General features: G+C 43.0%; 11 protein-coding genes. 1 reads left to right on the top strand and 10 read right to left on the bottom strand.

What is annotated here, in order from left to right; all coding sequences use genetic code 11:
• Nucleotides 1-100 precede the first annotated feature (100 nt).
• The 4 genes from L1077_RS08550 to L1077_RS08535 form a co-directional block, all read right to left on the bottom strand.
• Nucleotides 101-4,000 (bottom strand): hypothetical protein, encoded by a 3,900-nt coding sequence (locus tag L1077_RS08550; RefSeq protein WP_237136450.1) that lies wholly within the window; start codon nt 3,998-4,000, stop codon nt 101-103.
• 14 nt (nt 4,001-4,014) lie between these two features.
• Complete coding sequence (locus L1077_RS08545) at nt 4,015-4,902, bottom strand: hypothetical protein (RefSeq protein WP_237136449.1); 888 nt, start codon at nt 4,900-4,902, stop codon at nt 4,015-4,017.
• A gap of 264 nt (nt 4,903-5,166) precedes the next feature.
• Nucleotides 5,167-5,712, bottom strand: coding sequence for a hypothetical protein (locus L1077_RS08540; RefSeq protein ID WP_237136448.1), 546 nt, complete (start codon nt 5,710-5,712; stop codon nt 5,167-5,169).
• The gene (locus L1077_RS08535) at nt 5,639-5,968 is read right to left on the bottom strand and encodes a hypothetical protein (protein ID WP_237136447.1); all 330 of its coding nucleotides are present in this window, start codon (nt 5,966-5,968) and stop codon (nt 5,639-5,641) included. The genes L1077_RS08540 and L1077_RS08535 overlap by 74 nt, the downstream gene beginning before the upstream one ends.
• A 742-nt stretch (nt 5,969-6,710) precedes the next feature.
• Between L1077_RS08535 and L1077_RS08530 the strand changes: the two genes are divergently transcribed.
• Complete coding sequence (locus L1077_RS08530; protein ID WP_237136446.1) at nt 6,711-9,359, top strand: DUF2339 domain-containing protein; 2,649 nt, start codon at nt 6,711-6,713, stop codon at nt 9,357-9,359.
• A 54-nt stretch (nt 9,360-9,413) separates the two neighbouring features.
• Here L1077_RS08530 and L1077_RS08525 read toward each other — a convergent pair whose 3' ends face one another.
• The 6 genes from L1077_RS08525 to bioB form a co-directional block, all read right to left on the bottom strand.
• Entirely contained in the window at nt 9,414-10,301 is an 888-nt protein-coding gene (locus tag L1077_RS08525) for an NAD-dependent epimerase/dehydratase family protein (RefSeq protein ID WP_237136445.1), read from the bottom strand.
• 98 nt (nt 10,302-10,399) lie between these two features.
• On the bottom strand, nt 10,400-12,262 hold the full coding sequence (locus tag L1077_RS08520) for a S8 family serine peptidase (RefSeq protein WP_237136444.1): 1,863 nt from the start codon (nt 12,260-12,262) through the stop codon (nt 10,400-10,402).
• Nucleotides 12,263-12,520: 258 nt separating this feature from the next.
• Nucleotides 12,521-13,198, bottom strand: coding sequence for a dethiobiotin synthase (gene bioD, locus L1077_RS08515; RefSeq protein ID WP_023401731.1), 678 nt, complete (start codon nt 13,196-13,198; stop codon nt 12,521-12,523).
• Nucleotides 13,198-13,950 (bottom strand): methyltransferase domain-containing protein, encoded by a 753-nt coding sequence (locus L1077_RS08510; RefSeq protein WP_237136443.1) that lies wholly within the window; start codon nt 13,948-13,950, stop codon nt 13,198-13,200. The genes bioD and L1077_RS08510 overlap by 1 nt, the downstream gene beginning before the upstream one ends.
• Nucleotides 13,947-15,080: an aminotransferase class I/II-fold pyridoxal phosphate-dependent enzyme gene (locus L1077_RS08505; RefSeq protein ID WP_237136442.1), complete on the bottom strand. Its 1,134-nt coding sequence runs from the start codon at nt 15,078-15,080 to the stop codon at nt 13,947-13,949. The genes L1077_RS08510 and L1077_RS08505 overlap by 4 nt, the downstream gene beginning before the upstream one ends.
• Nucleotides 15,081-16,124 carry a biotin synthase BioB gene (bioB, locus tag L1077_RS08500; protein ID WP_039608952.1) on the bottom strand — a complete coding sequence of 348 codons (1,044 nt, stop codon included), beginning with the start codon at nt 16,122-16,124 and terminating at the stop codon, nt 15,081-15,083.
• Nucleotides 16,125-16,183: the final 59 nt, after the last annotated feature.

The following is a 16,183-nucleotide window of genomic DNA, read 5'->3' as shown; positions in this document are numbered from 1 at the left end:
TTGCGCTTTGGCGTAAGCATGTAGTAAATCTTATCAGAGCACCTCGCAGTCACAGAATGACCGTGCTGTTATTCAACAACACGGTTAAATAACTCAGACGTTAATGGCTCACGCTATGCGCCTGTGTTGTTGATGGTGAGCTTAATGTTTCATGCTGATATTCAAGTCTAATGTAATCCCAAAACTCCACGAGCAATAACCACATACTTTGGCGCTGAGACAAACTTGATTCAAAAGCGCATTCATCTCCCATCAACACCTTACTGACCAAAGACATAAATGCATGCAACTGAGTGCTGTCGATACCAGCAGTAAATGCAAATTGCTGCTCAGCCACGAGTAAAGCAGCCATACTTTCATGATTAGAAGCAAGGTTTTCAATCGTGTCTTTAGCAACAAAATGACGCAAGTCACTCCCTAATTTGCATAGGTCCATCGTATTCAAACTTGCTGGAACGATACTATTCATATACGCCGCCTGTTCACCGGAATAACAAATAATATTGTCATGCGCCTCTAAACACGCCAAATCACCTTGCTCTAACACAACGACTCTATAGCCATTATTTTTACCATCATAATTAACGCTTTTAGTTAGGTTGATTGCATGTTGCTGTATTAAGCTTGCTGGTGCATCGTGATGACAAAATACCAAAGAAAATACCTGAGTTATCGGGTACGTAGTTGTCACCGGCGAGCCATTGGCTTCTGTGCTTTTTTTACTAATAGACCAGTCTTTAGTCCACGCCATTAATTTAGCCAACACTTTAAAGCCTTGAGAAGCCGGAAGTACAAACAACGCTTGTTCACTGCCCCACAATAAGGTTTTAAGCTTGATCCGTAAAATAGCCTTATCGCCCTTATGCTCCTTAATCATGTCTGTAAATACAGCGTCTTCATTGCTCTCTAAATAAGACAACAACTTATTTAACAGCTCGCCTTTGAGTTGACGAATATGCTTTTCAAAGTGCAATAGGTCATCCGCTGTTTGTACAAATTCTTGCTTAATTTTAGACAACTGATTGCCAGAAAAGTAAAGGTAAGCCAGTTTGCTATCTAGATTTACAAAACCCTGACCATTACTGATTTGATCAACGCTTTGTGCATAGTGGCGCTTAATAAACTTGGGGTTAGTGAGCTTAGCAACTTTGGCATAGTCATTTAGTTCAGCCTCATAAAAGGCTTGCTGTAGGCAATACCCGTGCGTGCTATCAAGGTTAACTGGCTCATTTGAGTCAGTGCGCATTTCAATACTTAACTGCTCAGCCCTACTCTGTCCCGCTTTGAACAAAGCCTGCTTTGACTCAATAAAGTTGTCATTAGTCACACCCTCAATGTAATTAACAACAAATTGGGTGCCTTTATACTCTTGTTGCAGCGCCCGCTCAATACGCTCAACCAGCTCGTGCACCGAGTTATCGTCAACGCGGTAAATGCCCTCTGCGTACTCAAGAGAGAGGGCTTCTAACTCACTGAGTTTTGATGCAAGGCTCAAAAGTGCATGGCGAGAAGTCATATTTTGATACACATTCGTATAAATAGCTTGAACTCTGATCAACGCATATTTAAGTGACGGCTTTGACGCTAAAGTCGGCATGTCTTGGATTAAAGATGCTTGCTCAACGGCTTGCGATAGCTTGTCATCCCAATGCGCTTCATAATGCTGAACTAGTTCTTTTTCGCCCTTGCTAAAAAAGTGTCTAATAAAAGGCATAGAAGATATTTTATGATATGCATACTGATACAACGCCCTTGGTAAACTTGCAAAGTCAAGCACGCCATAAATTGCTGAAAACAATTTAGTTTTCACACCAAGCAGGATAAAAAATCCTATCAGAACAACCAGTAAAAAGCGGCTAAAAATATCCGAACTAAATACAGGCAAGTCACTTGGCCATGCAGATGCAATAGCGAGTAGCGCCAACAACGTCGCCACTTGACCTGTATGGTCTGCTTTATTGACAAAATATATGTTACGCCAACTCTCCATATAATCATCAGCAAAAGAGACTTGCTCTTTGACAAGATTAAAATGCACATCAAGTGATTTTGCCGTATAGAGTTTTGAAAAGATTTCCAAACCTTGCTGTTCATGGCTTAAATGTTTAAACCAATAACGATTCATAAATAAAATGAAGTTACGGCGTATCTCACGATAATTGTTTTCAGGCTTGGTACTGGTATTTTCGCCTGCTAATTTATCTGTTGCCTGATTCATTGCTCGCTTAAAGCACGTCAAAGCTTCACGCGTCAAAAGAGCATAATTAAAAAAGTGTCGATAAATCGTATGCCAATGCGGAAAGATATGATCTGACGCATAAGCCCCAAAACCCACTGTCACTGTCGCACTCTCATTAAAACCGGTTTCAGAACCTATGCCTTTCCAGCGTCGATATGCCTGTGAGTCTATTAAGTTTGTGACAAACTCTTTATTGTACGCATAGCCCGTCGGATAAAAGTCAAAGCGATTCTTTTGCACATCGACCATGGTTGCTAAACTCGTGATTTGTGCCAATACATCTTCGCCAAGCTGAGATTGTGGGTAACCACCACATAACCCATACGTCGCATTTAAATACAAACGAGAGTCGTGCTGATTATGACTCAGTGGGTCTAGCTTTTTAATGATATTATCTTGCTCTTTTGGGGTATTTTGCTGAGTAAAAAACAAAGACAAAAGGCGCATCACGTAACGTGAAATAGGTTGTCGATTATCCTGCTGTTGATTTAAGCTGGTCAGCCCTTTTGGTTTTGAGCAATCATAGGTTAAATGCTCGACATTGTTTAAAAATAACACTAAGCAATCTATTTTTTCTTCTTCTTTTTGCTCAACAAACGTCGGGTATAAGATACGCGCTTTATTACTAAAGTTTAGCCAACGACCGAGCTGCATTTGTTTTAAGCTCGTTTTTAACGACTCATCATAAGGCGCCAGCAAAATACACCACCACCATATATCATCCTCAATCGCGCCTTTATATAAACTTTGCTTTTGTTGTTTCTGTATTGTGCGCAAAACTGACACAGCATGTTTGAAAACGTCTTGAGGCGGTGAATATTCTGCGTTAATTGCCATTAAAAAGCTGCCACGGGAGATCGGATGACGCACCAATGCGAGCTCGGATATTCGCGCACATGGCGAGTGATCATTCTGTGTCAAAGCTTGTACCTGTTCAGGTGCGACGTCGTCATGCTCGTACATCGCATTTTGCTTTGCTCTACTTTGTTGGCGTTGCAATCTAGCTTGTTTTTTTTCTGGCGTATCAATGCCCAAAAAACAGTTATCAAGTTTAAGTCGATACTCTTCAAACGTATTAACGCTATTATTTGACTCTGGCTTTTCACCAAAAAAACACGCTTGCGCTTCAGGGTTATAATAAAGAAATGTTTGAACCTCAGTATTGTCTTGCTGACTCCATTTATCTTGATCTGTCCCAATACTATGAAATGTATACCGAGGCGCTGATATATTTAAATCACCTCGGCTCAGCGATACTTTACGCTTGTTCTTATCGCTGAGCTTTGTATCAAGCTTGTGCTTTAAAACCGTATCCCCTTCCAAATCAAAGGGGTAATAAAAAGTGGCGCGATATTTATGTAGCGGCCTAGAAAATTCAAAAAACACATTAAAAAATTCACTGGCAGATTGCTTTGTGACCGTGCCTTTGGGCATAAGTAATGCTTGAAATATCTGGCCAGAAACTTCTACGTTTTCAACGGTATATTGAGGGTATTGCTCTACAAACTGCGTTAGTTGAGCAACTTTACGTTTATCACGACAAAAATAAACAGCTTCTTCAATGGTAAAACCGGCATCATGTACACTCATCTGTGCCCAGAACAAAGGTTTCTGACAGAGTGCATTTTGCAACTGTGACTGAGTTTCAATATGTTGCAAGATTGAATGATTTTTTGGTAGAGGGTTATAACGCGTCACCACTGCGACGTCTTCTAAGTCTACAAAGTACTCGTTATGATTTAAAATTGAGTTTACTTCCATGCGCTTGATAATTCTTATTTAAAAATGTGTTTTATTTGATCGTAAAGTTCATCAAACTGATGCGAGCACGCCATTGCGTCTTTTTTTGCTGAGGCGCCAAAAAAATAGTTTGGGGCTTGGCCGCCGAACCAGCTTTGCAGCGATGAATAAGGCCAATTGGCGACTAATTCACTGAATGCGTTTCTGTTTTTATTTGCCAGCACCTCTATTTGCGTCGTTGTGTTGTGTTTTTGATATTGAATCACAACCTGGCGTAATTTGAGCTCAGTACCAGAACTGAGCGCTTGTTCATAAGCGGCTTGTGTCGGAAACTGTGCAACTTCACTCATCACTCTGACGTAATCTGCTGGACACGCTAAATACACGACGTCATCAGTGGATATTACCGAGCTCAAAGCTGTGTTAAGCCACGTAAAAGCCTGCGCTCTTTCTTGCGCAACGCCTCTTACACGTGCTTCATCATCACGAATTTGTCGCATTTGTTGGTAACTCGCTCCTGCTGCCAACAATCCGGGGATAAACCCTTTATCATTCGCCGCAACCAATTGCTCATAATCCGATAAGGGCAATGAAAATAAAGCGGCAAACTGCTCAATGGCAGACAGGGTATGCCGCGCATCACTTTGTGGATACTGATGATGGTCTAAGGTGTGCAGCACAATGCCTGTATGGCCCAAATATTGCTGCGCTTCACCATCTAAATCGGGGAGCTCTATGGCCAACAAGTTAGGCTTACACGTATTTAAATCGAGTTCAGCTAATGCATCTGCAAGCGTGGCCCCCCAAAAGCTGGGGCCTTCGAAAATAGCAAAGCCATGTAGCTTTGCTAGCTCGATAATACTATGTGCCTCCAAATCATTTGTCGGGCACAATATGGAGGTGTTTTGTTTGGTGAGCATCACATTTCTCACTATTCAACCATTTGATTATATGGATAAACTTATAGCTTTAGCATAACATTTTGTGGCAACGGTAAGATACACAGTTAAAAGGTTTTCTCGTATTTGTTTTGTGCCCATATTAAAAAATAAACACGTACATTCAGTTAACGTCAAGTGGCCTTTTATTAGGTAAACCAAGCGCTAGCGCAACAAATAAGCTAGGATGACCAACACAATAAAAGTAGCAGCCGAAACAGCTGCTTACTTTTGCATTTAATTTCATGATTAGCCTTTTGGACTTAAGATATAAATCTGCCCTCTTTGTGTTTTGTATATGTTTGAGCCTATGTATATGCCAACCCCTGAGTCAAACAACATGGGCGCAAGGCGCGTATCTGTGTCCTCTAACATTACTGCATGTTCTGTCTGAAGTGGCACTGTGTTTAGGTTATCGCCAAGTTTGACAACCCAATTGCTAGCATTGTCCAACTGCATATCACCAGTATTGTGTATATTGTAAAAACCCACTCCCTCCTGCCATTGCCATGTATCGCTTTGCGGGTAATATTGGCCTACCGCAGTATGAGTATCCCAACCATTGGTTAATACACCTAAAACGCCCTCAGAGTTGTAATCTAGACTGACAAATTTAGTACGTAACAGCTGACCACTTGGCAGATTTGGCGACAATAAAAATGGCGCCTGCCAAGTATCACTACTTGCAGTGTAAAATTGGCAAAGTGCCCTATCGTTTGCTTCAAAACACCACGTTTGATTGCAAATCCCCCAAATCATACCAAGCAGTATTTGTGTCACCGTTTTTGTCGCCATCCACCAGCTTTAACTGTGTTTTACCCTGCTGAGAAACACTGCTGGTTTGACGATAAATAATACCTTCGCTCAAGCCCGTTAGCTGCTCTAACGCATTGTCCGCCAAACGCATCACGATATAACCGTCAGAATAAGCCGAATCATCTGCGTCATTGGGCGTTGTATCATATACAACATGCACAATAGCCCAAGGTTTATCTAACCAAGTCTGGAGTAATTCTATGCTGTGTATTTCGACTTGATACTCACCATACAAAAACGTTTTATCAATATTTTTCCCAACTATGTTCGAAAGTAGCTGAGTTCAACACTGCCCGCTTTATAGGGGATTGGTTAATGCTATGGGAAGGAACTCCGTTGCCTGTAGCTGGTAAATGGAGTAAAGTCGATGTTGTAATACATCCCTGTAGCTTGGTTCCTTAACGCATCCATGCGTTCACTTCCTCGCACTGCGAAACTTCGTTTCGGTAACTCGTCACCCTTACGAAAAGGAAATGCACTCATTTCGTTCGTTGTCATTAACCCTTTTTAAGAATAAAGTTCGACTTACGCCTTTTAAGATTTATGCCCCTAAAAACTGGACCCTGAAACCAGTTCAGGGTGACGACTGTAGCTACGCCTTAATCTGGTCGTTCAGCAGGAGACTTTTATACAAATATAAAACTCGTCGTCCCGGACTTGCTCCGGGATCCATGCTGAACTTGAAGTTGGCGATAAGCGGTTGGCACCAGCTAAAATTGCTCACTTCACCTTGCGCAAAAGTATCACTCGGCACCAGCTAAAACTGCTCACTTCACCTTGCACAAAAGTAACACTCGGCACCAGCTAAAACTGCTCACTTCACCTTGCGCAAAAGTATCACTCGGCACCAGCTAAAATTGCTCACTTCACCTTGCGCAAAAGTAACATTGCTCCGCAATGTGTATTTTGCACTTAACTTGATAATTATCTGTTTTTAAAGCAAACTCATCTTACCTCTAGTATTTTAAGGAAAAGGTATGGATACTGAGTTGTTTTCCTTTGCATTTAATCTGTTTTTATTTGTGGGGGTTGTGATTGCTTTTAAAGATCGCGCCCGTATAGATAAACTCGCGAAAAAGGTTATACATCTTCAAAAAATCATCGACTTTCAAACAGCGAAGATTGATAAGCTCAAGCAAGCGTTGAGTGAGTCTGCCCCAGCATCCCGCTCCACTGATAAGCCTACAGTACAAATTGAATCAACAAAACCTGATACCGTGCAGGCTGATAATGTAGAGCCAGCACACTTATCTAACCCAGCTAAGCCGGACGTAAAAATCCCGCCAAAGCAAACGCTTCAAAAGCAATTTACACTGCCCGAGTTCAACTTAGAAACGCTACTCAAAGGCAATGGTATTTTCTGGTTGGGTGCACTTATTTTATCTATTGGTGGGATTTTCCTCGCCAAATATTCGATTGAGGCCGGTCTTATGCCACCGGCTGTGCGTGTTGTTTTAGGCGCTTTGTTCGGCTGTGCGTTAGTCGTAGGTGCTGAGCTGGTTAACCGCTATAAAGCTAAGCTCAATGTGAATACGCCCTATATCTCTGCGGCGCTTGCCAGTGGCGGTGTGATCACCTGCTTTGCTATGGTTTTGGTGTCGTTTAATCACTATCACTTTTTGCCTGCCAACCTCGCCTTTGTCTTTTTAGCAGTTATAGCCTTGTGCGCAACCTATTTGGCGCTACGCTTTGGGCCTGTGCTTGCGGGCATTGGGATCATCGGTGCGTATGCTGTACCGGCGCTTGTCTCCACTGGGTCTAATAATATTGGGGCATTGTTGTTGTATGTCGCCTTTGTGTCTTTATCTGCTGTATGGGTTGCGGATTACGTCAAACAAAAGTGGCTCTGGTGGCAAAGTTTTGTTGGCCATTGTGTGTGGTTTATCGGTGCCATTGCATTAGGTGATAAAGGTGACTTTGCTGCTATTACCCTGTACACGGTTGCAACGCTATATTTTTATGTGCTCTCAAACCTACTTGGTTGGCGGCTTAATTTAACCATGCATAATCCGCTGCCCATTAAGTCATTATTGATGGCAAGAAGAGAGCAAGTCGCAACCCTTATCACCCTGTTTTTGTTCGCCATTTACCTGATGTTTTCTCCCGTTTTCAGTCACATGCTGATAGCTGCTTTCATTGTCGCTGCCATCGCTTTTGCTTCAGCTTACAGGCATAGTGCCCTAGATACATGGCCATATTTGGCGCTGGGTTTTGCTTTGTTTATGTTTGGCAACATACATCAAAAAATCGATTTTAGTGACATCCTCTATCCATTTACTGGCAAGTATTTGTTTATTCAGATCGCAGCCTTGTTAGGTATGGCCTTTAGCGTCTTGATGATCAAACGCGATGCAGCACGCCATGCTTATTTACTGCTACTTGTGTTAGTGCCACTGAGTTTGTTTGGTCTTAGCTATATTTCACTGCCTGTGGACAGTGACGCCATCCTCTACCCTGTTTGGGCGTTTGAACTCCTGCTCATCGCCGCTGGCGCAGCGCTTGCGGCTGCCAAATCATCAGTACCGTTACAGCGCGTGACATATTTAGTGTTAGCAAATACCATGCTGACTTTGTGTTTGACCATGTTGTTATCTGCAAGCACGCTGACCTTGGCTATTACGGCGCAAGTCGCATCCATGAGCTATTTAAGCTGGAAATACAAGGTTGAGATCCCTGACTGGCTGTACAAAGCAGCTTTATTGGTTGTGGTTACGCGATTGTCTGTGGCCCCTTGGGTTGCTGATTACAAACATGAAGCCATTTTAGGTATTCATTGGACACTCATCGTCTACCCAATTGCGATTGCTTTAGTCGGGTTTGCTGCAAAATATAACCCATCAAGAACGCTTAATACGTGGTTTATGGGTGTATTTATTCACTTATGTGCGCTACTTGTCACCACCGAAACCAGTTATTTATTAGTCGGAGATTATCCTAATTTTGATAATTTAAGCTATCAAGAAGGCGTGGTGTTATCCCTAAACTGGTTAATTCTGGCGGGCGTATATTATTGGCGCAGCCAGCTAACGCGCAATCTGCAAAAGCTGTATATGATTGGTGGCAGCATTTTACTCGGTGCAAGTACGCTAATACATGTGCAGTTCTCCGTGTTTGAAAGCCCATTTGTATTCAGCCAAAACGTCGGTGGCTATGTTATAAACTGGTTGTGGCTCCAATGGCTTGCACCTGTATTATGCCTGTATGGATTTATGCACTTTAAACTCGTCAAAGCGCAGTTTAACCGTTTTATTTATGTGGCAATGGCCATATTTGGCTTTATGTTTATCAACGGTGAAATACGCACCTTGTTCAATGAGGGCTTCATCAATTGGCATTTAGGGGTGAAAGAAGCGGAGCTTTACACCTATTCGATTGTCTGGTTATTGATCTCAACCACAACCATTTTTGTCGCGCAGCATTTAAACCATAAGCACTTAATCAATATTGGCTTTATTGGTCTAGCTATGGTGATTTTAAAAGCCTTTATGGTCGATATGTCTAATCTTGAGGGGCTGCTCAGAGCCTTGTCATTCATTGGCTTAGGTTTGTGCTTGGTAGGTGTGGGTTGGCTATTTCAAAAAATGCAGCCAAAGTCCGCCACCAGCGCATCAAGCAAAGAGGGTTAATCACAAGTTATCATAAGCGAGTGCAGGTCACTCGCTTTTTTTATCACCAAAAGATTAACCTGAGCTTTGATTTTTACTGGGTAGGACTTCTGCAAAACCGTCATCATACAAGTCAATCACACTTTCAAACCCGTATTTTGGGAGCCAACTCAATTCACTTTGCGCCTTAGATGCGTCATAAACTCTGTCTAAGGTTTGTGGTAAAGACCAACCTCGCTGTTCAAACACCGCCACTAATTTTGGTGATCGTGCACGTAAAACGGCCTCACAATCGTTAAATAATTGCTCACAGCAGCTGGGATCAAACGGTGTTTTACCAGAAATAATAAAGCGATTAAAGCCAGATAACCTCTTTTCAATGGCGCAGCGGTGAGCGCTGGCCACATCGCGATAGTCAATTCCTCTATTTAACCTATATAGCGCCATTTGCTCAACTGGCTCAGGAAAGCATCTCGACATTTGCAATACAGTTACGGGAAAATCACGCCCATTGCTTATCGCTTCGAGCTGTTGCTCTGCAGCAATTTTAGTACGATGATAGATGGTTTTAGGTAAAGGTTTGGTCTGCTCTGTTACCCACCCTGCTCGACCATTTGGCGTGCTAGCATGTCCGTATAACGCCGTGGTACTGGTAAACACAAACTGCTTTACGCCATTGGCAACGGCAAGCTCAGCTAATTTTGTGGTTGCTACAACATTCACTTCATGAAACAACTCGTCACTTACATGACCTATGTGTGGCGCATGGAGTGCCGCCGTATGCACAACCACATCAACCCCTTTAAGGGCCCGATATAGAAGCGCTTCGTCTCGAATATCGCCGATAAAATCAGCGGTTGAACAAGGTGTGCTGTCTAACCCCACCACGTGATGGCTGCGTGCTAGGTGAATATAAATGGCTCGACCAACACGTCCGGCAGAGCCTGTAACTAAAACCTTCATAAACCACTCGATATGAATATCATTGTTTTTATTGTAACAAACGAAAAAAGGCCTTTAAATCGGCCTTTGGGAGTGACTCAACAAAGTAGCTTTGAAGATTAGTTTAAGTTCTTTTTCTTAGTGACTTTGTCTGTATGGCCAAGTACACGGATTGACCAATTGGTGAATGTGCCCGGTTTGGTATTATTCTCAATGGTGTAGCGACTGCGTGGTTGGCCAAACGGGTCGGTAACAATCGTGCGCTGTTGATTATTCATATCCGTAATATGTAGCTTCCATGTGCCAACAGATCTTTCATCCCAGAATTTATAACTGAGAAGTTTATGATCATCATAACCAAACAGGCTCTTTTCAGATGGCGCGATATAATCTGTGTTTTGTCCAACCAGATTATTGTTTGGCGACATCAATATACTGCGCGTGCCACTTGGTGATTCTAGCTCTACTTTTAAATCAGTAATACGGCCATGTTCAGCACTTAAACGTACTTGCACGCCCTCAATAAACATATCTTCAGTCACTTCAATTTCTGAGGTGGTTGTGTGTGTAATATCTTCTAAAATAGGCTTGCTAAAGGTGTCGTGCTCGCCAAACCATTGCGTTTTTACAAAATCTGCTGGTAAATTTTCAACAGCATAACGGCGAATAAGCTCTGCAGCTTTATCAACATCGACTAGACCAAAGCCATAATAAGGGGAAAACTCAACACCCGCGGCATTGCTAGACCAGCCTTCCAATGCCACCACATTAGACAACTTAATGTCTTCCATATCTCGGTTTACTTTGGTTGCCGTATTGGCCAATAAGTGCCTGATATCTCGTGCAGTCAGGTTGTGACCTTGCTGCTCGGCTGCCGACATGAGCAACGCCACTGCACCTGTTACATTTGCTGCCGCAGACGATGTACCATTTACGCTGAAATAATAATCTTGCGGACCTGTACATGCCTGTTGTTGGCCTTGATATTTCTGGTGCCAATCACAGCTTAATGTCGTGGTCACCATACCTGGTGTGTTGCGATCTGCCCCCGCCGGCGCTGTAACAAAGATATTACTGCCCACTGTAGAGCTATTGGTTAATCTGCCATCAGCACTCACGCCACTGACATTAATTTTCCAAAAACTGGTTAAATGGCCGCTATTTGCATTGTGAAATGGGAGACCGCCATTATTTATTGCATGATGATATCCCGGTGTATCTATGCCATTAGGGCCATATGCATTTATTAATGTTTGGTAGTAGCCATTGCCCGCAGCCTGAACAAAAAGTGCGGTGCGTTTGTCTTGCTCTGTTGATAATGTGATGCGCTCCATCACCTCATCTCTGAGCCTAAAGTTCACCATCTGAATGGCTTCGCCAGTATCAGGATCCGTGGTTGTATACGCATAGTTATACGGCGTGCTATGCACAGGGGTCACCCCAAAACTGGTATTAAAAACACGAGAGTTTTGCGCAATCGAGGTTTTGCCATTTTGCAGCCCAATGCCACGATGATAAGCCCACTGCTCATGACGGCTCATGTATGAGCCCAATCTATTGTGTACAATGACGTCTGCTTCAGGGGCGACGCCTCTGATCCCAACATCGTTTTGCACAGCTGCGATCAAGCCAGCCATGTATGTGCCATGTGCTGATGCCCAGGGTTCTGTTGAATCAATACTGGGGTCAAAAATTAAGTTGTCGATCAAATCCGAATGAAGCTCGTCAACACCTGTGTCAATCAGCGATATCTGCACGCCTTGGCCTTTGTGCCCCCAAAGATGCGATTGCCACAAGTTCAAGTCATGCCCTGCAACTGTATTATCAAGGCTACCATCATTGAGTAAATTCCACTGTAGAGATAAGTAGGGATCTCCATTTGGGTCTAACCAACGGTGTTCATAAAGGCGATCTGTTGCACTTGCATTGACTTGGCAGGAGAGCAAAATCGCTAAACTAATTGGAGCAAACTTATATTTCATAGCATTTTCCTTTCTTTTACTGATAATGCTAGAAACGCAGTTAAGATATAAATATAACGAGGAAACTTATAATCTATTAGTTTAATAAGTAACAAAACATTTATTTATGATTGAATGTAAAAATTACTTTTTAAAATAATTAAATAGATGATTTTAAATCAACAAGTCATAACTTATATTTTATGTTTTGGAGGGTTTTAATAAATAACCTTCATAAATATAGATAAAAAATATGAAGGTTATTTTTTAATGTAAGTATTACACACCAAGTAAGCTATTTAGCGCTGAGTGCACTTGCATCTTGGCTTTTTCTTCAGAATAAGGCGTGACAGCCAAAAGCGGAAAATCAAGGCGTTGCTTTAACGTCTCTAGGTTCGCGTCATACTCTGCCATATTTGGGTCAATTTGATTGGCAATCCAGCCAACACATTTTGCCCCTGACGCCTCAATGGCTTGGGCCGTTAAAAAAGCATGGTTTAGGCAACCTAACTTCATACCAACCACAAGGATAACGGGTAGGTTTTGCTCTGCAACCCAAGTGGATAAAAAGTCTGTATCATTGATTGGTAGTGCCCAACCACCTGCGCCTTCCACCATGGTAAACTCAGCACCTAGCGTAGACACATCAGCCAGTTTGTTGGTCAAATCCTGCTTTGAAATATGTACATCAACGCGACTTGCGGCAATATGCGGTGCTATTGGCGGCGCAAAGCAAAACGGGTTAATTTGCTCATATGTGCCGTGCACATTGGCCGCTTCCATTAAAGTTAAAGCATCTTCGTTGACCAGCTCGCCAAACGCCTCTTCTGCACCGGCAGCAATGGGTTTAAAACCAAGGGCCTTTTTCTTTTTTGAGACAAGATACTTCAGCAGCAAGCTTGTGACATAGGTTTTGCCAACTTCAGTATCCGTACCGGTAATAAAAAACTGACTCATTATTTTGTTAACTCCAAAAATGCCACTTCGTAACTAACATGGGCAAAGCCATCGACGAGTGGATAGGCTTTTAACAAGGCCTGATAACTTTCTTTACCCACTAAACCACGGCGCGTATCTGTATTATTTAACTGGTTTGCACCTATGCTTTTTACCGACTTAAGGGCCTCGCGTGGGGTGTTGTAAATATCAACCAAACAACGTTTACTCATCGACCTGATCGAAAACCCTGCTTGCCTTGCAATCTGCTGTATGTCTTCAAATCGTGTGAATTGGTTTACATGGCAATGACCATCTACGCCCTGCCAAGCTTTAGCAATTTCACGTAAAGAGCCATCAATAACAATGGATAAATGCGCACTGCCACCAACCTTTAACACGGTATTCAAACGCTTAAATAATGTTGGTAAATCACTGCTCCACTGCATCGCAAAATTACTAAACACACACTCAACAGACTGAGCTTGTAAAGGCAGTGCATCCATATCCGCACACACTTTCATGGCAGACTCTGGACCTTGTTTTAGCATGCCTTCGCTCAAATCCAATGCCACTAACGTATCGCACTTTTGAGACAATACGCCATGATGTTGCATTGGCCCCGCCCCCAAGTCCAACATGGTGTTGTAGCGACGGTTTAAACCGGCAAACAGGATTTCGGCTGAGCGCTGTTGTACATTAGCGTGCTTAATGTATTGAGCAGACGCGCGTGAAAACTTATCTGCAATATTCAGTTTTAACATCGCACTCATATTACCTCCTTGAGGCATTCAACCAAGTATTCGATGTCAGCTTGCTGGTGCGCTGCGGTCAGTGTTACACGTAATCTCGCCGTATTGTGTGGCACCGTTGGCGGCCTAATTGCAGTCAGCCAAATACCTTTTTGTGCAAGGCTTTGCTGCGCATTTAACGTGCTTTGCGCATCGCCCAATACAATCGGCTGAATCGCACTATTTGATGCCTGCACTGGAATACCCGCATCACTACAAAGCGCTTTAAAGTGCGTAATATGGCGATGGAGTGCCTCACGAGCACTACCGCTGTCACATAACCTTGATAACTGCGTCGAGGCAATCTCAGCTAAAGCGGGCGACATGGCCGTTGAGTAGGTATATTCACGGTTAAACTGTACCATGTAATCAATCACTCGTTTACTTGAGAGCACAGCGGCGCCTTGACATCCCATGGCCTTACCAAATGTGATCACTAAAATATCAGGCCTCACACCGGACTCAACAGAGCCTAAACCGTTTTCACCGCATACCCCGAAACTATGGGCATCATCAATCATCAACCAAGCGCTGTGGGTATCAGCCAAAGACTTCAGCTCATGCAACGGCGCACCATCGCCATCCATTGAGAAAATACCTTCACTGACAATAAGCTTGTTTTGGACACGTGTTTTTTCCAAACGCGCACGCAAATGACCCATGTCGTTGTGATTAAACCTGACTAACTTGGCGCTGCTGTTCAGCCCACCATCGATGAGGCTGGCATGATTGAGCTTGTCTTGAAACATAGCGCTGTCTTGACCAGCTTTATTATCATGAAATAAAGTGCTGAGCACACTAAAATTAGCGCCAAAGCCACTGGCAAATAGCATGGCTCGCTCGTAGCCGAGCAGCTCACACAATTTGGCCTCTAACAATCGGTGGGTGCGCTGATATCCAGTGACCAAAGCTGAGCTTTTACTGCCAGCAACGAAGTCACCAGAAATAGCTTGATCTCCAAGCGCTAAATAATCATTACTGGCAAAGTTTAAGTATTGCTGCCCATCAACTTGGATATGACGAGCAGACACTTTATCTATGCAGGTACGGCGACGCTGCAGCGCGTCACGTGCTTTGTCTTCTAGCGCTTGATCTATAAATTCAAACGCCATTTATTTTGCTTCGTAGAATAACTCTGACGTTGCTTTGTCTGCAATTGCAGAGTTAAGAGACGCTTCATACGCTTCATCTGAGTAGTCTTCACGCGTCTCAGGCTTCATACCTAGCTTTTTAAGTAGGTTCATATCTGCATCTGCTTCAGGGTTTTCCGTAGTTAATAGCTTATCACCATAGAAAATCGAGTTTGCACCAGCAAAGAAACACATTGACTGCATTTGCTCATTCATCGCAGTACGACCTGCTGATAAACGTACATAGCTCTCTGGCATCATGATACGTGCCACAGCAATAGTACGGATGAACTCAAAATGATCTAAATCATCCACATCTTCAAGCGGCGTACCCGCTACTTTAACCAACATGTTAATTGGCACACTTTCTGGTTGCTTTGGTAAGTTTGCTAACTGCATTAATAGACCATAACGGTCTGCAGCCTGCTCACCCATACCCACGATACCGCCAGAACAAACCTTCATGCCTGCATCGCGTACGTGGTCAATGGTATTTAGTCGGTCTGCGTAAGTACGTGTTGTGATGATCTGCTCGTAATATTCAGGTGAGGTATCTAGGTTATGATTGTAATAATCAAGACCGGCGTCTTTTAAAGCATGTGCTTTTTGATTATCTAGCTTACCTAGTGTCATGCATGTTTCTAGACCAAGTGCGCTAACTTCTTTAACCATTTTTTCAATGTATGGCATGTCTCTGTCTTTTGGATCTGACCAAGCAGCACCCATACAAAAACGCGTTGCGCCCTTTTCTTTTGCCAATTTTGCTTGGTTAACAACCTTTTCAACTTCCATCAGTCGTTCTCTTTCTAGGTCTGTTTTATAGTGACCTGACTGCGGACAGTATTTACAATCTTCTGGACATGCGCCTGTTTTAATCGACAGAAGAGTAGAGATTTGGACTTCATTTTGTTTGAAGTTTTTGCGATGTACGCTCGCAGCATAAAATAGTAAGTCGTTAAAAGGCATTTCAAACAATGCTTTTACTTCTGCGTGTTTCCAATCGTGACGAACGATGCCATATTCCATAACTTAATCTCTTCTTTTTCTGGTTTTTTTCGCCAGATAATTTGACGGTGATTGGCTTA

This window comes from Pseudoalteromonas luteoviolacea (assembly GCF_021654285.1).
Classification (GTDB): domain Bacteria; phylum Pseudomonadota; class Gammaproteobacteria; order Enterobacterales; family Alteromonadaceae; genus Pseudoalteromonas; species Pseudoalteromonas luteoviolacea_J.
This window is presented reverse-complemented; position numbering and strand designations above follow the sequence as displayed.

What these genes read in the sequence shown, in the direction of transcription:
- L1077_RS08550 (WP_237136450.1), bottom strand. Translation starts at nt 4,000, where the DNA reads ATGGAAGTAAACTCAATTTTAAATCATAACGAGTACTTTGTAGACTTA.
- L1077_RS08540 (WP_237136448.1), bottom strand. Translation starts at nt 5,712, where the DNA reads ATGGCGACAAAAACGGTGACACAAATACTGCTTGGTATGATTTGGGGG.
- L1077_RS08530 (WP_237136446.1), top strand. Translation starts at nt 6,711, where the DNA reads ATGGATACTGAGTTGTTTTCCTTTGCATTTAATCTGTTTTTATTTGTG.
- L1077_RS08525 (WP_237136445.1), bottom strand. Translation starts at nt 10,301, where the DNA reads ATGAAGGTTTTAGTTACAGGCTCTGCCGGACGTGTTGGTCGAGCCATT.
- L1077_RS08520 (WP_237136444.1), bottom strand. Translation starts at nt 12,262, where the DNA reads ATGAAATATAAGTTTGCTCCAATTAGTTTAGCGATTTTGCTCTCCTGC.
- bioD (WP_023401731.1), bottom strand. Translation starts at nt 13,198, where the DNA reads ATGAGTCAGTTTTTTATTACCGGTACGGATACTGAAGTTGGCAAAACC.
- L1077_RS08510 (WP_237136443.1), bottom strand. Translation starts at nt 13,950, where the DNA reads ATGAGTGCGATGTTAAAACTGAATATTGCAGATAAGTTTTCACGCGCG.
- L1077_RS08505 (WP_237136442.1), bottom strand. Translation starts at nt 15,080, where the DNA reads ATGGCGTTTGAATTTATAGATCAAGCGCTAGAAGACAAAGCACGTGAC.
- bioB (WP_039608952.1), bottom strand. Translation starts at nt 16,124, where the DNA reads ATGGAATATGGCATCGTTCGTCACGATTGGAAACACGCAGAAGTAAAA.